Source organism: Shewanella sp. FDAARGOS_354, from assembly GCF_002209245.2.
GTDB lineage: Bacteria > Pseudomonadota > Gammaproteobacteria > Enterobacterales > Shewanellaceae > Shewanella > Shewanella xiamenensis.
Map to the genome: position 1 here is coordinate 4,813,127 of NZ_CP022089.2, position 25,701 is coordinate 4,838,827.

A 25,701-nucleotide genomic window follows, 5' to 3' on the forward strand; every position below is an offset into this window, starting at 1 on the left:
AACTTAATGAATGACAACGCTGTCATCTGCTTGTGTGATGCGTTGTTTAGTAAGGTCTGCATGAAGAGGATGAGGTCTCCTTATTCATGTGTTTGGCAGAAGTATTGCTGGTCGGGCGGCGGTACGTTTGTCTTTAATATTTGATAGTCTCTCCCCAGAAACTAGCGTTGGCTGGGTACTGTAAACAGTGCCCAGCCATTTTTTTAGGTAGAGTGACCTTGTTAGGATAAGCAGACAAGTTAGCGGCATTAATAAATAAAACTCGCTGGATTTTCCAGTCATAAAAGAGGCTGCGATTCATGGTTATTCATATTGCTACACCGCTTTGCAGCGTAGTGGCGACTTTTGCTAAGCGTTTGTTGATGTCCGTCTTGGGACTCTGGGCGAGCGTTATGCTGTGTGCTTTGAGTTTCACCGCGATAGCCGCTGTGGAGTCAACGTCGTTTGCGCTTACTAATGCTGCTTTTGCGGCTGGCACTTCTTCGGCAAGCAATCCCACTCCTATCAAGATAGTGACCACCATCCAACAGCAATGGCAATTTAATCTGCTAAAAGAGGCGCTGCGCCGCTCCGGCAAGCCGTATCAAGTTGAACAAATGTCGACGCAGATGAACCAAAAACGCAATGCAGAGGAAGCACTTGCTGGCACTGTTGACGTATTTTGGAGCATGACTTCCAAAGAGCTTGAGGAAACCATGCTGCCCGTGCGGATCCCACTGTTTAAGGGATTGCTTGGTAACAGATTATTAATTATCCGTAAAAGTGATGAGGCTAAGTTTGCCAACGTAAAAACATTGGCGGATTTTAAACAATTAACCGCTGGGCAAAACCGTTATTGGCCCGATGCGAGCATTCTCGAAGCTAATGGTGTGCCGTTGGTAACGAGCTATCAGTACACCAATCTATACCCGATGTTAGAAGGTGGCCGGTTCGACTACCTTGCGCTTGGCGCACAGGAAATCGGCGATGAACTTACTAGCCACCCTGATCCCGCACTTAAAATTGATAGCCATATCCTGCTGCAATATCGCTCTCCGGCCTATTTTTTTGTCTCACCAAAACGCCCCGAGTTAGCTGAGGCAATCTTAGCGGGGCTTGAACACATGATTAGCGACGGTAGCTTCGATGAAATGTTTAATCGTGAACTTAAGATTGAGCAGCTCTACCGTGATGCGCAGTTTGAGCGGCGCGTGATTATCCGCTTAGATACGCCAGATTTACATCCCTTAACGCCGATTGAACGCCAAGAGCTGTGGTTAGATCTATTTAGTATGCAAGGTGCAACATAATGAAAAATTTAGCCTTAAAAGTACAAATTGGGCTAGCTGCGGCGATATTTACGATCGTGAGCGCCTTGTTTGGGGCGTCCTATTGGTTGGCGAGCGATAAGCTGATGAGCGGTGAAATGGCCTTTGAAGACAATACGGTCGCTAATCTGCAAGTCACTATGGCGCAACCTATTTTTACCTACGATTACGAACAGATCCGGGCTGTATTATCCGTAATGTTAAAGTCTAAACAAATTTATCAAATTACCGTTGTGGATCATCGCGGTAAGCTGCTCGCAGAGGATAAACAAGCCGAGGCAGTTGCCGTCAACTATCTACAAACAAGAGAGTTACAGTTCAGCGACCAAGGTAATCCTACCGGACGCTTAACCATTACTTTTTCCATTTTGCCCGTAAAAGCGCAGTTATCCGAGTTGTTGCTGAGCTACTTTATACAGGCTTTGTTGATTTTAGCGGGCAGCCTCTTCGTTATTTTCATTATTTTAAAGCGTTTAGTGATCACCCCATTAGATAAGGTTGTCACCGCGTTAGAAGAGATTGCTAATGGTGATGGCGATTTAAGTCATCGATTACCCGTTGAAACTGAAGATGAAATTGGCAAACTCGCCAATGCTTTCAACGGTTTTGTCGAACACATTCACGGCACGATTTCAAGGGTGCATGAAACCTCTGCTCTGCTATTGGGCGATGCTAAGGCGCTTGGAACCCTGTCGCAAAGCAACAACCAGCGTGTGCAAGCTCAGCTTAAAGAAACCGAAGCCGCGGTCACGGCCGTGACTCAATTGAGTGCCAGTGCAAATGAAGTGGCCATCAATGCTAAACGTACCGCCGATGCGGCAACCCAAGCCGATAGAGCGGTTGACGATGGCCAGCGTCAGTTTGACTCGGGATTAGCCATTACTCGCCAACTTGCGGCTGAGTTAGCACGTTCGGCTCAGTCGGTGTCGCAGTTACAACAGGAAACGCAGCGTATTGATGAAGTTGTAGTGGTGATCAGCAGCATTGCCGAACAGACTAATCTACTGGCGTTAAATGCCGCGATTGAAGCTGCCAGAGCGGGTGAGCAGGGGCGTGGTTTTGCCGTTGTTGCCGATGAAGTGCGCTCTTTAGCGAGTCGCACCCAACAGGCGACGGGAGAAATCCAAAAAATGATCCAACAGGTGCAGAGCCGAGTTGCCGAAACCGTGAATGTGATGCAATCGAGCCAGACTCTTTCCAATGAAGGGGTCAACCGTTCGGAAGAAATTAAGCTCGTTCTATCTAAAGTGACTGATTTAGTTTCCAATATCAGTAATATGAATATCGAAGTTTCCCATGCGGCGCAGGAGCAAACCTGTGTCACCGAAGCGATTTCTCGTACATTAAATGATCTTGCCAATGTCTCAGGTTCAGCCTCTCTCGATAGTGAGCATCTAGCACAATCGAGTGAGCGACTGTTTCACCAAGGGGAAAGACTGCGGACGTTAGTAACTTCCTTCAGATTGTAGCCATTTCTGAAGCTAGAAAAGGAATATCATGAATAAAACGATTGCCGCCACCGCCATTTTATTTGCATTAGGTTTAAGTGCCTGTAGCCAAGCGCCTAAAACAGTGAATGTGCCAGTGCCAAGCTCAGCCGAGCTCGCCACGCCTGCGTCATTAACCCAAGCGCAATTGCAGCAGTTTGGGGATACCTTGGGCGTGAGTTATCGCGTGCTCACCAACCGACCCGATAATAACTGTGATAAAGCCGCCGCTGAAGGTCGTTGTTTTGTGGCTGAAATTGATTTTGTCCCTGGCGTTGATCTCGAAGGTCACGACTGGGCGATTTATTTTAGCCAGATGCGTCCGGTGCAATCGGTTGAAGGCAAAGAGTTTTCCATCACTCATATCAAGGGCGATCTTTATCGGATAACGCCTACTGAGGCATTCAGCGGTTTTAACAAAGGGGTTAAAAAGACCTTAAGGTTCCGTGGTGAGCTTTGGCAACTGTCCGAAACCGATGCCATGCCAAACTATTACATCGTTGCTGGGGATTTATCGCCAGTGGTGATTGCCAGCACGCAAGTGCAGCAAGATCCTGATACTCGAATGGAAGTGCGTCCCTATGTTGAGCCGTTCACCGATATGGTGAAACAGTATCGCCGCACTGATGCGGATAAATTAGTGCCTGCGACCGCATCACAGCTATTTAGCAACAACCAAAATGTCAGTGAAGATGCCAGCTTAGCGGTCAATACCATTATTCCTTCGCCGCAAAAAGTGACGATCCATTCTCACGATAAAGCGGTATCACTCACCTCTGGCATTAAATTGGATGTCGCGTCAGTATTGAGTCCATCCGCTGAAAATCAGTCTTTTAAAACCGAGCAAGTGGCTGCGGCGCTTGAACGCTTAGCACGTTTGGGTGTTAAAGAGTCAGAACAAGGCTTAGTGGTGAAACTGAGCTGGCGCCAAGGCGCAGAGAGCAGTTATCTGCTGGATATCAAACCTGATGGTATCAAGGTTGCCGCAGGTGATGCGGCAGGATTTTCCTATGCGTTATCATCGCTTGCCAGTTTAATCGATGTGCAGGATTTGCGCGTAAATGCGATGACAATTGAAGATAGCCCAAGATATCCATTCCGCGGTATGCATATCGATGTGGCCCGTAATTTCCACAGTAAGGCGATGATTTTTGCGCTGATTGATCAAATGGCGGCTTACAAACTCAACAAATTACATCTGCATATGGCCGATGATGAAGGTTGGCGCTTAGAGATTGATGGTCTGCCTGAACTGACCGATATTGGTAGTAAGCGTTGCCACGATCTTGAGGAAAATACCTGTTTGTTACCGCAGCTTGGCAGTGGTCCTGTTGCGGAGTCGAGTATTAATGGTTTCTATAGCAAACAAGACTATATCGATATAGTCAAATATGCCGATGCCCGCCAAATTCAAGTGATCCCTTCGATGGATATGCCAGGCCATAGCCGCGCGGCGATAAAATCCATGGAGGCGCGTTATCGTAAATTACTCGCCCAAGGTAAGCCTACGGAGGCGAAAACCTATTTGTTGTCGGATGCGGCTGATACAACTGTGTATTCTTCGGTGCAGTATTACAACGACAACACTTTGAACGTCTGTATGGAATCGACCTATCAGTTTGTGGATAAAGTGATTGATGAAATAGCCAAATTACACCAAGCCGCAGGTCAACCATTAACTCGATATCATATCGGCGCCGACGAAACCGCAGGAGCGTGGAAGCAATCTCCTGAGTGTTTATCCTTTGTAGCCAATAACAATAAAGGCGTGAAATCCATCGAGGATTTAGGCGCTTACTTTATTGAGCGGATATCGAATCAACTGGCGGAAAAAGGCATCGAAGCCGCAGGTTGGAGTGATGGCATGAGCCATGTTCGCCCAAGCTATATGCCTGCTAAAGTCCAATCCAATATTTGGGATGTGATCGCCTATAAAGGATATGAGCATGCCAATCAGCAAGTGAACAACGGTTGGGATGTGGTGCTCTCTAATCCTGAAGTGCTTTATTTTGATTTTCCCTACGAAGCCGATCCTAAAGAGCACGGCTATTACTGGGCAAGCCGCGCCACCAACGCGCACAAAGTGTTTAGCTTTATGCCGGATAACTTAGTGGCGAATGCGGAGCAGTGGACCGACTTGCAAAATCTGCCTTTCGAAGCCGACGATAGGGCAAGAACCGATGAGAAAGGCAAAAAATCTGGACCACGGGAGCAAGGTAAAAACTTTGCTGGTTTACAGGGGCAGTTGTGGAGTGAAACCATTCGCAGCAACGATACCGTTGAGTACATGATTTTCCCTCGTTTATTGATGCTGGCTGAGCGTGCTTGGCATCAAGCAGAGTGGGAAGTGCCTTACCAATATCAAGGTGCATTGTATAACCAAAGCACTGGGCACTTTACTGCGGCAATGCGTGACGCGCAGGCACAATCTTGGCAGCAAATGGCCAACACATTAGGGCATAAGGAGTTTATTAAACTCGATAAGGCAGGTATCGATTACCGAGTGCCGACTGTAGGTGCCGAGATCCGTGACGGTAAACTGTTTGCCAACGTGGCTTATCCAGGACTTAAGATTGAGTGGCGACAAGCGAGTGGGCAATGGCAATCCTATCAAGCAGGGCAGGCGGTAACTGCGCCCGTTGAGATCCGTGCTATTGCTGCTGATGGTATCCGCAAAGGCAGAAGCTTAATCGTTAATTAATCTGTTATGTATCTGGCTGTATTTTTAAAGAAAAATACAGCCTTTTTCTTTTCACTTTCAGTCAATTCTTTCGCCTGACATTTGATTAGAAATTGCTTCAAAAAGTAAATGACAACGCTGTCATTTTTGCTGTAACATTGAGTTAACTAAAGTTAGGTGTCGTATTAACGGCATAAGTATAAGCAACGGTAGCGCTGCATTAAGAGATGAAGAGGGATGTCATGGGGTTAGTCCAGACAAAAGATCAACAACTGTTTATCGGTGTTGATGGGGGCGGCAGTAAGTGCCGAGCCACTATCTATACTGCGGACGGTACCGTTTTAGGGACAGGTGTTGCTGGGCGCGCTAATCCGCTGCATGGTCTTGCACAAGCATTTGCATCGATTGAAGCATCGACTCGCCAAGCTCTGTTGGATGCGGGCATGAAGGAAACCGATAGCCATTTACTCGTCGCGGGCTTAGGGCTGGCGGGAGTCAATGTGCCGCGCCTGTATCAGGACGTGATCAGCTGGCAGCATCCGTTTGCTGCCATGTTTGTCACAACGGATCTTCATACCGCTTGTATCGGTGCACACCGCGGCGCCGATGGTGCGGTGATCATTACGGGTACGGGTTCTTGCGGTTATGCCCATGTAGGTGATGACAGCTTAAGTATTGGTGGCCACGGTTTTGCGCTGGGTGATAAGGGCAGCGGTGCTTGGCTTGGCTTAAAAGCCGCCGAGCATGTGTTACTCGCCCTCGATGGTTTTGCCGCGCCGACTGCTTTAACCAAGATGCTGTTAAACCATTTTGGGGTAAGTGATGCCTTGGGCATCGTCGAGCATCTCGCCGGTAAGTCTTCGAGTTGCTATGCCGAATTAGCCAGAAGCGTACTCGATTGTGCAAACGCGGGTGATGAAGTCGCTCGCGGGATTGTGCAGGAAGGAGCCGATTACATCAGTGAAATGGCACGCAAGCTGTTTAGCCTCAATCCAGTGCGATTCTCGATGATCGGTGGCCTTGCCGAACCTTTACAGGCGTGGCTTGGCAGCGATGTGGTGGCCAAGATTTCTGAAACCTTAGCGCCGCCAGAATTGGGTGCCATGTACTTCGCTCAGCAGCAATTTAACTCAGTCAACATTAATGAATAAGCCGTTTTAGCGCATCAGTGCTAAAGCAATACCCGTATTGATTTGTAAGGTAAATAACATGACAAACACTATTATGGAGCAAGAAGCTCGCACCGCGCCGCAGAAGATTGCGGGTCAGTTAGCCGCTAACGCCGATTTAATGCAGCAGTTAGGTGAAAAACTGCGTGCTTTCGATCCCCGTTTTGTGATGATTGTGGGCCGTGGTTCATCGGACCATGCGGGTGTATTTGCTAAATATCTTTTTGAAATTGAAGTCGGCGTGCCAACGTTTGCCGCCGCGCCATCGGTAGCCAGCGTTTATGGTAAAACCTTGAAGTTAGAAGGCGGGTTAGTGATTGTGATTTCACAATCTGGCCGTAGCCCTGATATTTTAGCCCAGGCGCGTATGGCGAAAAACGCTGGCGCGTTTTGTGTGGCGTTAGTGAACGATGAAACCGCTCCAATTAAGGATATCGTCGATGTGGTGGTGCCATTACGCGCCGGCGAAGAGAAAGCCGTTGCCGCAACAAAGAGCTACCTTGCAACTCTGTCGGCGATTCTACAATTAGCCTCGGCGTGGACGCAGAGCGAATCCCTTGCCGCAGCAGTTAACTCATTACCGCAAGCACTGCAAACTGCGGTTGATGCTGAGCCACAATTGACTCCAGCATCGGTTGAAAACGTGAAAAACTTAGTCGTGTTAGGCCGTGGCTTGGGTTATGCGGTGTCTAAGGAAATTGCGCTTAAGTTAAAAGAAGTGTGCTCAATCCACGCTGAAGCCTTTAGTAGCGCAGAGTTTCTCCATGGTCCCGTGACCTTAGTTGAGAAAAAACTCACGATTGTGGATGTGTGCATTGGCGATGAGTCTTACGCTAGCCATATCGAACAGATTGAAAATGTGAGCCAACGTGGTGCCGATTTAGTCCATTTAAATCAAACATCGACGGATATTCATCCACGTGTGGCGCCGTTAGCCCTGCTACAACGTTTTTATATTGACGTGGCAGCCGTCGCTATTGCCCGTGGTATTGACCCTGACCAACCCGCAGGGCTGAAAAAAGTCACTCAAACGCTGTAATGGCTGGCCGTTATCGCCGCGTTAATTTGAAAAGAGGTTTGGATGAAATTCACCTTAATTGCCGAGCAACTGTTTGATGGTGAAGCCTTCCATCGGGATGTGCCAGTCACCATTGAAGATGGGCTGATAGCCAGCTTAGACACCGCATCGGGTGCTAAGGAAATTCGCTACCCAGGCACCCTAGTGCCAGGGTTTATCGATGTGCAAGTTAACGGCGGTGGCGGCGCGTTATTCAATAGCAGCCCAACGGTTGCTTGCATTGAAACCATAGGCAAGGCGCATGCTCGCTTTGGTACCACAGGCTTTTTACCCACGCTGATTACCGATAATGTGCAGGTGATGGCTAAGGCGGCCGATGCGGTTGCTAGTGCGGTCGCGCAAAAGAGCGCAGGTGTATTAGGGGTGCATTTCGAAGGTCCGCATTTGTCTGTACCTAAAAAAGGCGTGCATCCACAAGGTTTTATCCGTGGGATCACCGAGGCTGAACTGGCGATTTTTTGCCGTCAGGATTTAGGTATCCGCGTTGTCACCTTAGCGCCTGAAAATGTCTCGCCCGAGGTGATCCGCCTGTTGGTGGCGTCGGGCGTTAAAGTGTGTTTGGGCCACTCCAATGCGGACTACGATACCGTTGTTGCAGCATTAGCGGCTGGGGCGACAGGTTTTACCCATCTATATAATGCGATGTCACCCTTAGGTTCCCGCGAGCCTGGTGTGGTGGGCGCAGCGATTGAGAGCGAAACCGCTTGGTGTGGTTTGATTGTCGATGGTCATCATGTGCATCCCGCTGCAGCTCGTGTTGCCCTACGTGCCAAACCTCGTGGCAAAGTGATGTTGGTGACCGATGCTATGCCGCCTGTGGGTCTGGATGATGAAACCAGTTTTGAGCTGTTTGGTACTCAGGTGCTGCGTGTCGGCGACAGATTAAATGCGGTGACGGGTGAACTGGCTGGCTGCGTGTTAGATATGGCAAGTGCGGTCCATAATACGGTGAATATGCTAGGTTTGCCGCTCGGTGAGGCCTTGCGGATGGCATCTTTGTATCCAGCCGAGTTCCTTGGCATTGCCGAGAGCGTCGGTCGGTTAGCCGTAGGGCAACGTGCCGATTTAGTGCTGCTGGATAATCAGCATCAAGTGCTGGCCAACTATATTGCTGGAAATGCGGTTTATGTTCGCCCTTAGTGTGTTGAGTCCGTAAAGCGTTCACCTTGGCCCTTGTCGTATTTTGATGACAGGGGCTAAGTTTTTTTATTGTACAGTCTGCATTTTGCTCAACATCTCGAAAAATAATTTAAATAACAATAATAAAGGATAATGGTATGAGTACGACTGCGCCGGAATCTGTCGCCAATGCGGGCGTTAATGCTCAGGATGCTGCCGCGAAAAAGTGTCCGCCAAAGCCAAGATTGATGTCCCTTGATGCCCTACGCGGTTTTGACATGTTTTGGATTTTGGGTGGCGAAGCTCTGTTTGGCGCCTTGCTTATTTTGACTGGCTGGGCGGGCTGGCAATGGGGTGATACCCAAATGCATCATAGTGAGTGGAATGGCTTTCGCTTCTATGATTTGATTTTTCCGCTGTTTATTTTCCTCTCCGGTGTTGCCCTTGGATTATCGCCAAAACGCTTAGATAAACTGCCGATGCATGAGCGCCTGCCTGTGTATCGCCATGGCGTTAAGCGGCTGTTTTTGCTGTTGTTGCTCGGCATTCTTTATAACCATGGTTGGGGAACGGGAGCACCTGCTGACCCTGACAAAATTCGTTATGCTAGCGTATTAGGCCGTATTGCCTTTGCGTGGTTTTTTGCCGCCTTGCTGGTGTGGCATACCCGTTTACGGACCCAAGTGCTGGTGGCTCTAGGCATATTAGTGGCCTATGGCGCGGCGCAACTCTGGTTACCGTTTCCTGGTGGACAGGCGGGTGTGTTATCACCCACTGAGTCAATCAATGCTTATGTCGACAGCCTATTATTGCCGGGTGTGAGCTATCAAGGACGAACGCCCGATCCGGAAGGCCTGTTATCGACACTGCCCGCCGTAGTCAACGCCTTAGCGGGTGTGTTTGTCGGTCATTTTATTGTGAAATCCCATCCTAAAGGTGAGTGGGCTAAAGTCGGCCTATTGAGTGTTGCCGGTGGTGTTTGTTTAGCCTTAGGTTGGTTGCTGGATGGGGTCATTCCCGTCAATAAAGATCTGTGGACAAGCTCTTTTGTGTTGGTTACTAGCGGTTGGAGCATGCTGCTGTTAGCACTGTTTTATGCCCTAGTGGATGTACTGAAATGGCAAAAGCTCGCCTTTGTGTTTGTGGTAATAGGTACTAACGCCATCATTATTTATCTTGCCTCCAGCCTAGTGGATTGGAAGTATATCGCCCAGAGTGTGTTCGGTGGCGTTATCGCGGCATTACCGGAAAATGCTCAGCCCTTAGCGGCCGTGATTGGTTTGCTCACCGTTCAATGGTTAGTGCTGTATTGGATGTATCGGCGCAAGATTTTTGTGCGGATTTAATCTTTCGTTATTTTGTGCTTTCAACAGGCCGCAGAGTAAACTCTGCGGCTTTTTTATTTCACATGAGTTATTCGTCGTATGTGTCTTTTGCTTTAAATCAGTAGTGAGTGAAAGTTTAGGAGCCACAGTGGCGCTTAACGCGGTATTTTAGGATTAAATTGCAAATGACAGCGTTGTCTTTTTGTGTTGTTTGTTTTAACATCACTGAAACAATGGTGAGTTCGAATGATAACATTAGCCATTGCAGATGAGTTGCAATAGGGATGTGTGCAATACTCAGCGGATTTTTGTCCCGCAATCACCTTAAAATTAATTACTATAAGAAGCAGGTTTATGGAAATGACACTCGATAAAAGCCAGCAGAAAAGCAGTTTTATCCCCATGGCGATAGTGGCAGCACTCTTTTTCATCCTCGGGTTTGCAACCTGGTTGAATGGTTCTTTAATGCCCTATTTAAAACAAATTTTGCAACTCAATCCCTTCCAAGCTTCATTAATCCTGTTTTCTTTCTATATCGCGGTGACCTTTACTGCACTGCCCTCGGCGTGGCTTATCCGTAAAGTGGGCTACAAAAATGGGATGGCCTTGGGCATGGGCGTGATGATGCTCGCGGGTTTACTGTTTATTCCAGCGGCGAAGACCCAAGTCTTCGCCCTATTTTTATTTGCCCAATTAGTTATGGGGGCGGGGCAGACGTTACTGCAAACCGCAGTAAATCCTTATGTTGTTCGTCTTGGGCCTGAAGAGTCTGCGGCGGCGCGTGTTAGCGTGATGGGTATTTTGAACAAAGGTGCGGGGGTGATTGCACCGTTAGTGTTCTCGGCGTTGATTTTAGATAGTTTTAAAGACCGTATCGGCACAACATTAACGCAAGTACAAATTGATGAAATGGCCAATAGTTTGGTTTTTCCTTACTTAGGCATGGCGGTGTTTATCGGTGTTTTAGCCTTGGCGGTGAAAAAATCCCCATTACCAGAATTATCTAATGAAGATGAAGTCGCTGAGCATACAGATAAAAGCCAGATTAAAGCGGCGTTATCTCACCCTAACTTAGCATTTGGTGTGTTGGCACTGTTTGTGTACGTAGCGGTAGAGGTGATCGCTGGCGATACTATAGGTACCTTTGCGTTATCTTTAGGCGTTGAGCATTACGGGGTCATGACCTCATACACTATGGTTTGCATGGTGCTGGGTTATACGCTGGGGATTATCCTTATCCCTCGCATTATTTCTCAACCGACAGCGCTGATGATTTCCGCAATTTTAGGCATATTACTCACCTTAGGCATTCTGTTTGGGGATAACAATTCCTACGCTATTGCTAACACTTTGTTGGTGCCTTTTGGTGGAGTGGCCTTACCTGATACCTTGCTGTTAATTGCTTTCCTAGGCCTAGCAAATGCTATTGTGTGGCCTGCCGTATGGCCTTTAGCCCTATCTGGTATGGGTAAATTAACGAGCACGGGTTCTGCGCTCCTTATCATGGGGATTGCCGGCGGTGCGTTTGGTCCTGTGTCTTGGGGGTTAATGAGTTCGGCAACGGATATGGGGCAGCAGGGCGGTTATATGGTGATGTTACCTTGCTATCTGTTTATTCTCTTCTATGCCGTGAAAGGCCATAAGATGCGTCACTGGTAATCGGTTATCACGCGATGTAAAAAAGCCCTCAACAGAGGGCTTTTTGCTATTTGCAGGGTATGAATTAGAAGGCGTAACTTACGCGTGCTAACACAGTATCATCGTTTTGGAATACGCCATCGGAGACTTTTTGATCGCCACTTAAATCTGTGCCGAGCCAAGCGAGTGAAAGGCCAAATCCCATTAACTCCGTCGAGACGCCAACTGAATAATCCGAATAACTATCAAAGCCTTCACCATCATCTAAGGCATCACCTACGTTGTAGCCGTAATGTAAATCGAGACTCCAGTTTTCAACAAACTCGTAGGAGTAATTGATTTCGCCGTAGTGATAATCTAAATCGCTGCCACCGTAGTCATTGGTAAACCAATAGGCTACGCGAAATCCGCTAAACTCGACGCCAGCAGTCACTTCAAAATAGCCTAAGTCACTCTCACCTGAATAGTTATAACGATAGAGTGTGACGTCATAGCTGAGGTTATCGTTAATTTCACCGCCGTAGGCAGCATAGAAATCATACTCAATATCTGGACCGTTATAATCGGGCTCATCAAAGTCCAAATTACTGGCCCAAGCGCCGACGGAAAACCCTGACTCAAAACTCCAATCGATGCCTCCTTGCACGGCAAAGTCGCCAGCCGTTTGTGAGACACCGCGGAAGCGGTAATCGTTAGTTAAGGCAATTTCTCCAGATACTTCAGCGGCAGCTATGCTGGAAAATAAGCTGGTGGTCAACGCCAGTCCTGCCAGTTTTGCCAGCCGTTTTTTCTGTAGGTTGTTATTCACGGTATTTCTCCCATTTTCTTGATTGACACGGATGTACAATGTTCTTTTATGTTTTAAAACAAATTCATACATCCGATTGTTTGCCAAACAACAGCCAAGGAAACTCCGTTGCTGTGACCTCATCGCGGTAAAGCTACATCACTTTAGCTTTGTTCATCGAGGTTAAACGCACCTCTATTTATGTGAGTTTTGTTCGAAGATGACGTACACCTTGCGGCAGGGGGTGACGACTTGCCACACACCTTGAAATCCCGCCGGAATGATAAAACGGTCACCGACGCTGAAGGTTTGAGACTGTCCTTCAAGATCGGTAATCACACTGGTTCCTTCGAGAATTTCACAATACTCATATTCAGTGTAGTTGATTTTCCAAGCGCCTGATTCGCTTTGCCAAATTCCACTATGGAATTGATTGCAAGGGCTGGAATAATGATTTTGTAATTGCTGCTTCGGGTTGCCAGAGATTAATTTTTCCGCAGCTAACTGGTAACTTTCCACGGGGGATTGTGCGCTGCCAAAGCGAATGATCGACCTGATGCTTATTGTCATATTGGCTCCTGTCGATGTTATTTCATGGTTGGCATAAAAAACTCGGCCTGAGTTTGCTTGCCTACAGGCCAGCGAGCTGTAATGGCTTTGCGTTTGGTATAAAAACGAACCCCATCAGGGCCATGCATATGCAGAGGACCAAAGAGCGAACGCTTCCAACCACCAAATGAATGGAAGGCCATAGGCACAGGAATAGGAACGTTAACGCCGACCATACCCACCTGCACATGGTGGCAAAAATGACGGGCAGCCTCACCGCTTTGGGTGAAAATGGCAGTGCCATTGCCAAATTCATGTTGGTTGATAAGCGTGAGTGCAGTGGGATAATCTTTAACGCGCACAATGGATAGCACTGGGCCAAAGATTTCTTCGCGATAGATCCGCATCTCCGGGGTGACGTTATCGAATAAGCAAGCTCCCAAGAAATAGCCCTGCTGATGGTCGGCAACGGTTAATTGTCGGCCGTCTACCAGTAAGGTTGCTCCTTCCTGAACTCCAGTTTCTACATAGTCAGTGACTTTGGCTAAGTGTTGTTTGGAAATAAGGGGGCCCATTTCCATCTCTGGCGTGAGGCCATTGCCCACTTTTAATTGTTGGATTTGTGGTAATAACTTGTCGACCAGTTTATCGCCCACATCGCCCACAGCCAACACCACCGATATCGCCATACAACGCTCGCCCGCACTGCCGTAGGCCGCGCCCATCAGTGCGCTTACCGCTTGATCTAAATCCGCGTCTGGCATCAGCAGCATATGGTTTTTGGCACCGCCTAAGGCTTGTACCCGTTTACCGTGTTTGGATGCGGTGCTGTAGATATACTCAGCGATTGGAGTGGAACCAACAAAGCTTATGGCTTGCACATCTGGATGAGTGAGCAGGGTATCGACGGCCTCTTTGTCGCCATTGATCACGTTTAACACTCCATCAGGTAAGCCAGCTTGTTTGAGCAACTCGGCAATCCGCATCACTGAACTTGGATCTTTTTCTGAGGGTTTCATAATAAAGGTGTTGCCGCAGGCAATGGCGATTGGGAACATCCACATGGGAACCATCACGGGGAAGTTAAAGGGCGCTATGCCAGCGACAACACCTAAAGCTTGATTAACGGACCAGGAGTCCACACCACCGCCAACCTGTTGCGTGTGCTCCCCTTTGAGTAAGTGCGGGATACCACAGGCAAATTCGACAACTTCGAGGCCGCGGATAAGTTCTCCTTTGGCATCATCGATCACTTTGCCGTGCTCTAGGGTGATGAGCTGCGCCAGTTCATCCATATGCTGCTCGACTAACGCTTTGAATTTAAAAAGCACACGGGCGCGATTAAGGGGCGTTACCTGTGACCAAGCCTCAAAAGCCGTTTTGGCGATGGCAATAGCGGCAGCGACTTCATCGTTACTGGCGAGGGATACTTGACCTCGGCATTCGCCAGTGGCCGGTTCAAAAATTTCTTGGTTTCTTGTACTGGCTGGAGTGTGTTGACCATTTACATAGTGGGTAATCTTAAGCATAGCTAACCTTTATTTTCCCTAATTTCTGGGCGTGTGATTGAAAATTGTGCATCATCCAACGGCATGAATGGCATCGCTGAGACTATTTACCATTTGGTCAATTTGATGTTTCTCAACAATGAGTGGTGGGGACATGGCGATAATATCGCCCGTTGCCCGCACGAGCGTGCCTTGATGAAAACAGCGCTCGAACACCCGATAACCGCGTTTGCCAACGCCTTCGTTATTAGGCGCAAGCTGGAAACCCGCAACTAATCCGGTGTTGCGAATATCAATCACATTGGGCAGCCCTTTGAGGCTATGAACAGCCTCTTCAAAATAACGTTCAAGCTCGAAGCTGCGTTCAAACAACTGCTCATTTTCGTAGATTGAGAGCGTGGCGAGTGCTGCGGCGGCAGCGACTGGATGGCCCGAGTAGGTATAACCGTGGAAAAATTCAATCAGTTCGGTTGGCCCTTGCATGCAAGTATCGTGGATATAATCCTGCACAAACACGGCGCCCATGGGGATGGCACCATTATTAATGGCTTTGGCTGTGGTGATTATGTCGGGGATAACGCCCCAGCGCTGACTAGCGAATGCGGCACCTACACGGCCAAATGCGGTAATAACTTCATCAAAAATCAACAGGATGCCGTATTTTTGGGTAATTTCGCGTAGGCGCTTTAAGTAACCTTGTGGCGGTAAAATCACCCCCGCCGAACCCGACATAGGTTCAACAATAACGGCAGCAATATTTTCGGCGCCATGGAGTGTGACTAATTGTTCTAATACCTCTGCTTTTTCAGCACCGAGGCTTGGTAAGCCACGACTAAAGGCGGAATGTTGAATGTCTAAGGTGTGGGGCAGGTGATCCACGCCTTGCAATAGCTGGCCGCTGAAGGCTTTACGGTTATTGCTTAAACCACCCACCGAGATCCCACCAAATCCTACGCCATGGTAACCCATTTCTCGGCCAATAAAGCGGGTGCGTGACGCTTGGCCATTAGCTCTGTGATAGCAAAGTGCCATTTTAAGGGCGGTATCAACCGACTCAGAGCCTGAGTTGGTAAAGAATACTTTGTTGAGTCCTTCTGGACTCAGTTCGGTTAAACGTTCGGCCAGTTCAAAAGCGATGGGATGGCCCATTTGGAAGGAGGGGGCGTAATCCATTTCTCGAATTTGTTTGCTGACGGCCTCACTGATCTCACGTCGACCATGACCCGCATTACAACACCATAACCCCGCGGTTGAGTCTAATACCTTGTTGCCATTGATATCGGTGTAATACATGCCTTCAGCTTTGGCGAGTAATCGAGGGCTCGCTTTAAATTGGCGATTGGCGGTAAAAGGCATCCAATAGTGTTCAAGTGAAGGATGCTCGTGGGCGAGATTGTTGGGTGAGTCGGCCATAGATGTTTACCTTGTCCTTTTCCTTGTTAAATGGGGTCAGGTCTTCGTTAAGGGTGGCTAATATTTGCTATGCTATGTTAGAAATAATGAACATGGAAGAGGCGTGTGCAGTTATTTGTGGCAAAAATGCTATTTTTGTAAAAAATATTGAATTTTGATGTCTTAAAAGCGTAATCTAGGCAGCAGTTACAGCCTTAGGTCATCTTTGGCAGTTGTTAGTCGAGATAGCCCTTATCCCAATAAAGCTAAAATAAACGAATACAAACGATTAAGAGGTCATCATGAGTACACCTAAAACACGGAGCGATTGGGAAAACCTCGCTGCAAGCCTAGCAATCAATGGCAAGGCTTTTATTAACGGCGAGTATCGAGATGCGACATCAGGCAATACCTTTGATTGCATCAGTCCAATCGATGGCCGTTTATTAGCGCCAGTTGCCAGTTGCGATTTGCTAGACGCCAATATCGCCGTGGCTAATGCTCGTGAGGTTTTTGAGTCTGGGGTATGGTCAAAGGCTACGCCTGTTAAACGTAAACAAGTGATGATCCGTTTTGCCGAGTTATTGGAAGAAAATGCCAATGAACTGGCTCTGTTAGAAACGTTGGATATGGGTAAACCGATACGTTTTTCAAAGGCGGTAGATATTGCCGGCGCTGCCCGTGCCATCCGTTGGTCGGGGGAAGCCATTGATAAACTCTACGATGAGCTGGCGCCGACGGCGCATAATGAAATCGGCATGATTACTCGTGAACCTGTAGGCGTGGTGGCAGCGATTGTGCCTTGGAATTTCCCGCTACTAATGGCCTGTTGGAAGTTAGGCCCTGCACTCGTGACGGGGAACAGTGTTATCCTTAAACCCTCTGAAAAATCACCGCTCACCGCCATTCGTATTGCCGAGCTTGCCGTTCAAGCTGGGATCCCTAAAGGTGTACTAAACGTGCTCCCCGGTTATGGCCATACCGTCGGCAAAGCACTGGCGCTGCATATGGACGTGGATACCTTAGTCTTTACTGGCTCAACAAAAATCGCTAAGCAATTAATGATTTATGCGGGCGAGTCGAATATGAAGCGGGTCTGGTTAGAGGCGGGCGGTAAAAGCCCGAACATCGTATTTAACGATGCGCCTGATCTTAAAGCAGCGGCTGTGGCTGCCGCTGAAGCCATTGCTTTTAACCAAGGTGAAGTTTGTACCGCAGGCTCGCGTTTACTGGTGGAAGCTGGTGTTAAAGATCAGCTGATTGCACTTATAGCAGAAGAGCTAGCCACGTGGCAGCCTGGGCATCCACTGGATCCTGCTACCGTTAGCGGCGCAGTGGTCGATAAGCAGCAATTAGATACCATCTTAAGCTATATCAAGGCGGGCCAAGATGAGGGCGCGAGCTTAGTGCATGGTGGACAACAAGTGCTGGCCGAAACGGGCGGTGTGTATGTGCAGCCAACGGTATTTTCAAATGTGAAAAACCAAATGAAAATTGCCAGTGAGGAAATCTTTGGCCCTGTATTATCTGTCATTGAATTCAATGGTATGGAGGAGGCGATAGCGATCGCTAACGATACCATTTACGGTTTAGCGGCAGGTGTTTGGACAGCGGATATCAGCAAGGCGCATAAAACGGCTAAAGCATTGCGTAGTGGTATGGTGTGGATTAACCATTATGATGGCGGTGATATGACGGCACCTTTCGGTGGTTATAAGCAATCGGGTAATGGCCGAGATAAATCTCTACACTCCTTTGATAAATACACTGAAATCAAGGCAACGTGGATAGTGCTATAAGTGGATAGTGCTATAACCCTTTAACCCATACTTGGGCCTCTTTCAATGTTATTGGAAGGGGCTTTTAGTGCTTTTTTACTTCGATATTTTGGATTTTTATTGGTTTGCCTGTGCAAAATAACTGACATTTCTCGCGATTTGCTTAAAACCTCAAACCCTAGACATGCAGGTTAAGCCCTTACACCTACTTCCGAATCTGACTTTATAAACTGTGATCTTAGCTTGTGACTTTTCATTTCAACATCATTAGAATAATCTGATTGAAAAAAAACTAATGGAGTTCATCATGGCTGAAAAAGTAGTAGAAGTCACCACACATATGGGAAGCGGTTGGAAGGTTACGGCGCAGGTACGGGAGCATTTGCTGGTTATTGATCAACCCAGTGCCACTAATGAAGGCGCTAACCCGTTAGAAACGTTCTTATTTTCACTTGGTGGTTGTATTTCGGCGATTGCCAAGATGGTTGCGCGTGAACGTAATATCACGATTCGCCAGTTTGATGTACATGTGAGGGCCGTGATGAATTCGGCGGGATTATTAGGTCAGCCCTCGGACGATCCTGTAGGCTTTAAAGAAATCGCCATCAACGCCAGCATAGACGCCGACTTAACCGACGCAGAAAAGAACGAGTTTTTAGATACAGTGTGTAACCGTTGCCCCGTCCACGATAATCTGCTGCGTCCAAGTTTAGTCACCCACCAAGTTCAGCATTAATCTCGATTCTCATCTGGATTTAGGGCGGCTTAAAAGCATAAACCCCAGCTTTCACTGGGGTTTATGTTAATAGTCATATGCTAATTGTGCTATCACGGATTATTTTTCGGAAAGTTAGCTAATACTAGCTCGGCGACTTTGCGAAGCTCTTCCGGACAAATGCCATTGGTGGCTTGCACAGCCATGCCTTGCAGCACTGTGCCAATATATCGAGACAGTAGCAGCGGATCGGCATCCGCGGGAAGATCGCCTTCATCCTTTGCTCGTTGCAGGCGTTCGCATAAAGCCTGTTCACCATCACGACGGCGGGTGATAAGAGTTTCTTTAATCGCTTGTCCTGCTTCGCTACAGGCGAGGGCGCCTTGTACTATCAAGCAACCTTGGGGGTGGCTCTCATCCACTAAGGAGGATGCAGCGCCATAGAGCATAGATTCAACGACTTGATAGGCAGTTTCTTTTTCAAGAGAAGGATAGAAAAACGCACAGGGGCGCTGTTCGTATAACTCGATCGCTTTCAGAAACAGCTGCTCTTTATTACCAAAGGCGGCGTAAAGGCTGGGTTTGTTGATGCCCATGGCCTGAGTTAGATCGGTTAACGATGTACCTTCAAAACCTTTTCGCCAGAAGACTTCCAAGGCTTTGGCCAATGCATCGTCGGCGTCGAAGGCTCGTGGACGACCTACGCAGGGCGTCTGGGTGACGGTTGACATCATTAGGCTCCTCAATTCTCAATTGCCCCTAGGATAGACATGGGTTTAGTTCATGTCCAGCCACTCTTGCCTGCTGTCTGCGGGTTAGGTGAGTAACTCACCAAAATATATCGTCCATTCAAGCCCACATAGCACGTTCGCTGTGGCTAGGGCGTGTTGACGTTTCAGGGTTATTTTTGCAGCAATTTGGCTGGCTTTTATGCAAGGCAAAGTCCGTGCAGTGTAGTTATTCTACATAAACGGACGATAACGCAGCAGAAAAGCCAGCCAAATGCTGCCCGAAGGGTTCGTCTGGCAAGCCCTTGCTCTTTGTCACTCGTCATTTGAGTAGAATAACTACACATCATTCCTCGTTTCGCGAGCACGTGCTTGCCAGAATGAACAAAATCTAATCTCGAAACGTCAACACGCCCTAATTACCTCAAAGGCTTAACTGCACGGTTTCAAGCTGTCACAAAAATTAAATACCTATCGGTACAAAATAAGTTGACAGGGTCATTTTACACTATATATTACCGCTCAGTACATAATATTTTTTACCAGTCGGTATTTATTGGTGTTGACCGAGTGTCCATCACTGATGTCTGTCTTAAACGAGATAAATGCCTGCCACATGAGGATTGTAAGATGAAAAGTAACCCACCTTTACGGATATTGATGTTGACTGCCGTGGCGGCGTTTGTCCTTTCGGCCTGTGGTAAACCAGCTGCACAGCAAAGCCAAGCTCAAGGTGCACCTAAGGTCGATGTTGCGCAGGTATTGCATGAGCGCGTTACCGAGTGGGATGAATTTACCGGCCGTTTGCAGGCGCCAGAAAGTGTGACCTTAGTGCCACGCGTGTCTGGCTATATCGCGTCGGTAAACTTTAAAGAAGGCGCCTTAGTGAAAAAAGGCGATGTGCTATTTCGTATCGATGCAAGTGTGTTTGAAGCGGAAGTGGCCCGGTTAAAAGCAGATCTTGCTAGCGCGCTCTCTGCTGAGCAACTGGCCACTAACGACTTAGAACGTGCCCGCAAACTCTTTGCCCAAAAGGCAGTATCGGCAGAATTACTCGATACCCGCGAGTCTAACAAACGCCAAACCACGGCGGCCGTGGCCTCTGTGAAAGCGGCGCTGCTACGCGCCGAGCTGGACTTAGATTATACCCAAGTGCGCGCACCGATTGATGGCCGTGCCTCCTACGCCAATGTCACCGCCGGTAACTATGTGTCTGCGGGGCAGAGTGTATTAACTAGCTTAGTGTCGACCGCCAGCATGTATGCCTACTTCGATGTGGATGAGCAAACCTACCTGAAATACGTCAAGTTAACCGCCGAGAAAAAGCGTAAAGACCCTCGTGCAGGCGATAATCCCGTGTATATGGCGCTGGCTAACGAACGCGAATATCAACACATAGGTCTAGTGGACTTTGTCGATAACTCTATGGACAGACAGACGGGCACTATTCGAGTACGTGCCACGTTTAGCAATGAGGACAACAGCCTGCTCCCTGGTTTGTTCGCCAGATTACGTACCGCCGGTAGCGGCGCCTATGACGGTATCTTAATCGATGATAAAGCCGTGGGCACGGATCTGAACAATAAGTTCGTTTTAGTAGTGGCAAACGATGGCACCGTGGAGTATCGCGGTGTCACCCTAGGTGAAAAAGTTCAAGGTTTACGCATTGTTAAGCAAGGTTTAGCGGCAGACGACAAAATCGTCGTCAATGGCATGCAAAGGGTTCGTCCTAAGATGCAAATTGAGCCACACCTGGTCGATATGGCCGACAGCGAACAGCTAGAGGCGCTTCGTCAAGCTCAATTACTGCTTGATAAACATCAAGAAAATATCACCACCCCAGACGTTGAAGTAGCGAGCCGCGGTTAAGGAATCCAACAGAATGTTGTCGCAGTTTTTTATTAAAAGACCGATATTTGCAGCCGTTCTCTCGCTGCTGTTTTTTATCACAGGGGCGATTGCCGTCTGGCAATTACCCATTACCGAATACCCTGAAGTGGTGCCTCCGACGGTCGTGGTAACCGCCAACTACCCTGGCGCTAACCCTAAAGTCATCGCCGAAACGGTTGCCTCGCCCTTAGAGCAGGAAATCAACGGCGTCGAAGACATGCTGTATATGTCATCGCAGGCGACGTCCGATGGACGCATGACCTTGACCATCACCTTTGCCATTGGCACCGATGTGGACAGAGCGCAAACCCAAGTACAGAGCCGGGTAGACCGTGCTATGCCACGTTTACCACAGGAGGTTCAACGCCTCGGGATTGTGACCGAAAAATCATCCCCCGATTTAACCATGGTGGTGCATTTACTGTCGCCGGATAACCGTTATGACATGCTGTATTTGTCTAACTACGCGGCGCTCAACGTAAAAGATGAGTTAGCACGCATCAAAGGCGTGGGCGCGGTGCGTTTATTCGGTGCGGGCGAATATAGTCTGCGGATCTGGCTTGACCCGAATAAAGTCTCGGCGCTTGGCATGTCGCCAACTGAAATTATCGCCGCCGTACGTGAGCAAAATCAGCAAGCGGCAGCGGGCAGTTTAGGGGCGCAGCCTAGCGGTAATGCCGACTTCCAACTCTTGATTAACGTTAAGGGGCGTCTGACTGAACTGTCAGAATTCGAAGACATTATTATCAAGGTTGGTCAAAACGGTGAGGTGATCCGTCTTAAGGATGTGGCGCGTGTCGAGCTCGGTGCAACTAGCTATGCGCTGCGTTCATTATTGGATAACAAAGATGCGGTAGCTATTCCGGTATTCCAAGCATCAGGCTCAAATGCGATTCAAATCTCCGACGATGTGCGCGCCGAAATGGCAAGACTGGCGAAGTCTTTCCCCGAAGGGCTGCAATACGAGATTGTGTACGATCCGACCGTGTTTGTGCGTGGCTCGATTGAAGCTGTGATCAAAACCTTACTTGAAGCCGTGCTCTTAGTGGTGTTAGTGGTGGTGCTGTTCCTCCAGACTTGGCGCGCTTCGATTATTCCGCTGGTGGCCGTGCCTGTGTCTTTGGTGGGGACCTTCGCCTTTATGCACTTGATGGGCTTCTCGCTTAATGCGTTATCGCTGTTTGGTCTGGTGCTGGCCATCGGGATTGTGGTGGACGATGCCATCGTGGTGGTAGAAAACGTCGAGCGAAATATCGCCTCGGGGTTAAGCCCAATTGCCGCAACGCAAAAGGCGATGAAAGAAGTGACTGGGCCGATTGTGGCAACCACCTTAGTGTTGGCGGCAGTGTTTATTCCGACCGCCTTTATGAGCGGATTAACGGGGCAATTTTATAAGCAGTTTGCGCTAACTATCACGATTTCGACCTTTATCTCGGCCATTAACTCGCTCACCCTGAGCCCCGCGTTATCGGCACTGTTACTCAAGAGCCATAATGCGCCAAAGGATGGTTTAACTCGCCTAATGGATAAGTTGTTCGGTGCTTGGTTGTTCACGCCTTTTAACCGCTTATTCAACCGTGCCTCAGAGGGTTATGGCTATGTAGTACGTAAGGTGATCCGTTTTGGCGGTATTATCGGACTGGTGTATCTGGGCATGGTTGCGCTTACGGGCGTGCAATTTGTGAATACTCCAACAGGGTATGTGCCCGGCCAAGATAAACAGTATTTAGTGGCATTTGCCCAATTACCGGATGCGGCCTCACTCGAACGTACCGATGCGGTGATCAAGAAAATGTCCGACATCGCCTTGAATCACCCTGGTGTGGCGCACTCGATTGCCTTCCCCGGTCTGAGTATCAACGGTTTTACCAATAGTCCTAACTCGGGTGTCGTGTTTGTTGCCCTAGATGATTTTGAGTTACGTAAGCGTCCTGAGCTGTCGGCGAATGCGATTGCCGGCCAATTAAATCAGCAATTTGCTGGTATTCAGGATGCGTTTATTGCCATCTTCCCGCCGCCACCTGTGCAAGGCCTCGGCACTATTGGAGGGTTCCGTCTGCAAATTCAAGACAGAGCCAACCTTGGTTATGAGGCCTTGTATCAGGTGACCCAACAAGTGATGTATAAGGCGTGGGCCGATCCACAATTAGCGGGGATTTTCTCTAGCTATCAAGTGAACGTGCCACAACTTGAACTGGATATCGATCGGACTAAAGCGAAACAGCAGGCAGTGTCGCTCGATCAAATTTTCCAGACATTACAAACCTATATGGGCTCGACCTATGTCAACGACTTCAATCGTTTCGGTCGAACCTATCAGGTGAATATGCAGGCCGACGAAGCATTCCGTCAAAGCCCGCAGCAGATTAGTCAGCTAAAAGTGCCGAATGTGAATGGCGATATGATCCCACTTGGCTCCTTTATCAATGTGAGCCAGAGTGCGGGGCCCGATCGTGTGATGCACTATAACGGTTTCACCACGGCTGAGATTAACGGTGGCCCAGCACCCGGTGTGAGTTCGGGTCAAGCGCAGGCGGCGATTGAGAAAATCCTCGCTGAGACGCTGCCAAACGGTATGACCTACGAGTGGACTGAGCTGACCTATCAGCAGATCCTCGCGGGTAACACTGGCTTGCTCGTGTTCCCGTTGGTGATCCTGCTGGTGTTTATGGTGCTGGCGGCGCAGTACGAGAGTTTGAGTTTACCATTGGCGATTATCTTAATTATCCCAATGACCTTACTCTCAGCGCTTAGTGGTGTGCTTATCTATGGTGGCGATAATAATATTTTCACCCAGATTGGTCTTATCGTCCTCGTGGGCTTAGCGACCAAGAACGCGATTCTGATTGTCGAATTTGCCAAGGAAAAACAAGACCATGGTATGGAAGTGATGGAGTCGATTCTTGAGGCGGCGCGCTTACGTTTACGCCCCATCTTGATGACCTCTATCGCCTTTATTATGGGCGTGGTGCCTATGGTGTTTTCGACAGGCGCGGGGGCTGAAATGCGTCAAGCCATGGGCGTGGCAGTATTTGCCGGCATGATTGGGGTGACGCTGTTTGGTTTGATCCTTACACCATTGTTTTACTATGCCTTAGCAAAACGCGCCCGTCATAGTACAGCATCAGAGGTCTAACTTGGCTGTGTTATAAGTTCTATTTTATATCGATAAAAAGACCTGAAATTTCAGGTCTTTTTTGTATTTTGCAGCTAATTATCAAGGTATTGACTATATTTTAGTGAGGGACAAATAATTTATTAGGAAAATTCAATGAATGCCTTTCAGCCCCATGACTTCAAAGTCAATATTGATGTAAGGCATGCTTTATTAGCCGTTGCGACGGCATTGGATTTTGTTGGGGTGGACGATTTGCACCACGGACATCGGGTTGGCTATATGGCTTACGAATGTGCGAATGTGCTCGGCTGGCCCGATGAAAAAAAGCAGTTCGCCTATTTTGCCGGACTTATTCATGATTGCGGCGTTTCTTCCTCCGAAGAGCACTTACGTCTGCTCAAATTAATGCAGCCAGAAGATGCGCAGTGTCATAGTCAACGTGGCTATGAGGCATTGCTTAAATGCCCGATTTTAGATGTTTTTGCGCCTGTCGTTCTTTACCACCACACACCTTGGCTTGAGTTGCAATCCCATGAGCTTTCCGTATTTGACCGTGATATTGCAGCACTGATTTTCTTAGCGGATCGTACCGACTTTTTAAGAGCCAGATATACGCATGGTTGTCATGAGGAGCTGATTACATTGCATGAAAGTATGGTCGCAGAGAATTTATTGGCCCATAGTGGAACCTTATTTGAAGCAGAAATGGTCAATGCAATGTGTCAACTGGTCAAAAAGGATGGCTTTTGGTACAACATGGATGCAACTCATATTGAGTTATTAGGTCTGGAGTTCAAAGCTAATCACTTTTACGACAAAGAATTAGATATTGACGGGGTAAAGCAGTTAGCGCGATTTTTAGCTCGAATAGTTGATGCTAAGAGTCCCTTTACATTTCACCATTCAGAAAAAGTCGCACTGTTAGCAAAATTAGTGGCAAAGGACTGCGGTGTATCAGATACCGATGCTGAATTATTGTACGTTGCTGGATTATTACATGATGTCGGTAAGCTCAAAACGCCTGACCTGTTGCTGCATAAAGAAGGCAAATTAACAAAGGAAGAGTATTCGATTGTCAAACGTCATACCGTTGATACAGAGCATACTTTACATCGTTTTTTCCCTAAGTCTGTAATAGGCGAATGGGCCTCAAATCACCATGAACGCCTCGATGGTTCAGGCTATCCCTTCAGTAAACAGCAGGAACAATTAGATTTACCTTCGCGTATTCTTGCTGTGGTCGATGTTTTTCAGGCGTTTACTCAAAAGCGACCCTATCGAGGCTCTTTATCGCTATCAGAGATTGGCGACATTATGCAGCCCATGGTCGATAAAGGGCAGTTAGATGCAGGTGTTTACAGCATTTTGTTGGCAGATATAGATAATTTTTATCAATTATCAACCCAAGAATTTTCAGCTTAATATTCATTGTT

The 25,701-nt window shown here is 48.1% G+C and carries 18 protein-coding genes; 13 read left to right on the plus strand and 5 right to left on the minus strand.

Annotated features, from left to right (window positions below):
• The first annotated feature begins 299 nt into the window (after nucleotides 1-299).
• From CEQ32_RS21645 to nagP, 8 genes are all read left to right on the plus strand, one after another.
• Nucleotides 300-1,289, plus strand: coding sequence for a substrate-binding periplasmic protein (locus CEQ32_RS21645; protein WP_088586842.1), 990 nt, complete (start codon nucleotides 300-302; stop codon nucleotides 1,287-1,289).
• Complete coding sequence (locus CEQ32_RS21650) at nucleotides 1,289-2,776, plus strand: methyl-accepting chemotaxis protein (protein ID WP_088586843.1); 1,488 nt, start codon at nucleotides 1,289-1,291, stop codon at nucleotides 2,774-2,776. Before CEQ32_RS21645 ends, CEQ32_RS21650 begins: the two co-directional genes overlap by 1 nt.
• A gap of 28 nt (nucleotides 2,777-2,804) precedes the next feature.
• The gene (locus CEQ32_RS21655; RefSeq protein ID WP_088586844.1) at nucleotides 2,805-5,495 is read left to right on the plus strand and encodes a family 20 glycosylhydrolase; all 2,691 of its coding nucleotides are present in this window, start codon (nucleotides 2,805-2,807) and stop codon (nucleotides 5,493-5,495) included.
• A gap of 221 nt (nucleotides 5,496-5,716) precedes the next feature.
• The gene (gene nagK, locus CEQ32_RS21660) at nucleotides 5,717-6,625 is read left to right on the plus strand and encodes an N-acetylglucosamine kinase (protein ID WP_047534403.1); all 909 of its coding nucleotides are present in this window, start codon (nucleotides 5,717-5,719) and stop codon (nucleotides 6,623-6,625) included.
• A gap of 58 nt (nucleotides 6,626-6,683) precedes the next feature.
• A complete protein-coding gene (gene nagB-II, locus CEQ32_RS21665; RefSeq protein ID WP_047534407.1) occupies nucleotides 6,684-7,682 on the plus strand; it encodes a glucosamine-6-phosphate deaminase NagB-II in 999 nt (332 codons plus the stop codon).
• Nucleotides 7,683-7,724: 42 nt separating this feature from the next.
• Nucleotides 7,725-8,861 carry an N-acetylglucosamine-6-phosphate deacetylase gene (nagA, locus tag CEQ32_RS21670; protein ID WP_047534410.1) on the plus strand — a complete coding sequence of 379 codons (1,137 nt, stop codon included), beginning with the start codon at nucleotides 7,725-7,727 and terminating at the stop codon, nucleotides 8,859-8,861.
• A 137-nt stretch (nucleotides 8,862-8,998) separates the two neighbouring features.
• On the plus strand, nucleotides 8,999-10,186 hold the full coding sequence (gene nagX / locus CEQ32_RS21675) for a transmembrane glucosamine N-acetyltransferase NagX (protein ID WP_088586845.1): 1,188 nt from the start codon (nucleotides 8,999-9,001) through the stop codon (nucleotides 10,184-10,186).
• Between the two features lie 339 nt (nucleotides 10,187-10,525).
• Nucleotides 10,526-11,824: an N-acetylglucosamine MFS transporter NagP gene (nagP, locus tag CEQ32_RS21680; RefSeq protein ID WP_088587023.1), complete on the plus strand. Its 1,299-nt coding sequence runs from the start codon at nucleotides 10,526-10,528 to the stop codon at nucleotides 11,822-11,824.
• Between the two features lie 64 nt (nucleotides 11,825-11,888).
• Here the strand turns inward: nagP and CEQ32_RS21685 are convergent, their stop codons facing one another.
• The 4 genes from CEQ32_RS21685 to CEQ32_RS21700 form a co-directional block, all read right to left on the minus strand.
• Nucleotides 11,889-12,611, minus strand: a complete 723-nt coding sequence (locus CEQ32_RS21685; protein WP_088587024.1) for a TorF family putative porin — start codon at nucleotides 12,609-12,611, stop codon at nucleotides 11,889-11,891.
• A gap of 174 nt (nucleotides 12,612-12,785) precedes the next feature.
• On the minus strand, nucleotides 12,786-13,160 hold the full coding sequence (locus CEQ32_RS21690; RefSeq protein ID WP_023267593.1) for a cupin domain-containing protein: 375 nt from the start codon (nucleotides 13,158-13,160) through the stop codon (nucleotides 12,786-12,788).
• 17 nt (nucleotides 13,161-13,177) lie between these two features.
• Nucleotides 13,178-14,668, minus strand: a complete 1,491-nt coding sequence (locus CEQ32_RS21695) for a CoA-acylating methylmalonate-semialdehyde dehydrogenase (protein WP_088586846.1) — start codon at nucleotides 14,666-14,668, stop codon at nucleotides 13,178-13,180.
• Between the two features lie 51 nt (nucleotides 14,669-14,719).
• Nucleotides 14,720-16,060, minus strand: a complete 1,341-nt coding sequence (locus CEQ32_RS21700; RefSeq protein ID WP_088586847.1) for an aspartate aminotransferase family protein — start codon at nucleotides 16,058-16,060, stop codon at nucleotides 14,720-14,722.
• Between the two features lie 281 nt (nucleotides 16,061-16,341).
• Between CEQ32_RS21700 and CEQ32_RS21705 the strand changes: the two genes are divergently transcribed.
• Complete coding sequence (locus tag CEQ32_RS21705) at nucleotides 16,342-17,838, plus strand: aldehyde dehydrogenase (protein WP_088586848.1); 1,497 nt, start codon at nucleotides 16,342-16,344, stop codon at nucleotides 17,836-17,838.
• Between the two features lie 286 nt (nucleotides 17,839-18,124).
• Nucleotides 18,125-18,553, plus strand: coding sequence for an OsmC family protein (locus CEQ32_RS21710; RefSeq protein WP_037426290.1), 429 nt, complete (start codon nucleotides 18,125-18,127; stop codon nucleotides 18,551-18,553).
• A 92-nt stretch (nucleotides 18,554-18,645) separates the two neighbouring features.
• Here CEQ32_RS21710 and CEQ32_RS21715 read toward each other — a convergent pair whose 3' ends face one another.
• Entirely contained in the window at nucleotides 18,646-19,266 is a 621-nt protein-coding gene (locus CEQ32_RS21715) for a TetR/AcrR family transcriptional regulator (RefSeq protein WP_023267588.1), read from the minus strand.
• 624 nt (nucleotides 19,267-19,890) lie between these two features.
• Here CEQ32_RS21715 and CEQ32_RS21720 point away from each other — a divergent pair.
• The 3 genes from CEQ32_RS21720 to CEQ32_RS21730 all read left to right on the plus strand — a co-directional run bounded on the left by CEQ32_RS21720 (nucleotide 19,891) and on the right by CEQ32_RS21730 (nucleotide 25,690).
• Nucleotides 19,891-21,129 carry an efflux RND transporter periplasmic adaptor subunit gene (locus tag CEQ32_RS21720; RefSeq protein ID WP_088586849.1) on the plus strand — a complete coding sequence of 413 codons (1,239 nt, stop codon included), beginning with the start codon at nucleotides 19,891-19,893 and terminating at the stop codon, nucleotides 21,127-21,129.
• A gap of 13 nt (nucleotides 21,130-21,142) precedes the next feature.
• Nucleotides 21,143-24,286, plus strand: coding sequence for an efflux RND transporter permease subunit (locus CEQ32_RS21725; protein WP_088586850.1), 3,144 nt, complete (start codon nucleotides 21,143-21,145; stop codon nucleotides 24,284-24,286).
• A 135-nt stretch (nucleotides 24,287-24,421) separates the two neighbouring features.
• A complete protein-coding gene (locus CEQ32_RS21730) occupies nucleotides 24,422-25,690 on the plus strand; it encodes an HD-GYP domain-containing protein (RefSeq protein WP_088586851.1) in 1,269 nt (422 codons plus the stop codon).
• Nucleotides 25,691-25,701 lie beyond the last annotated feature (11 nt).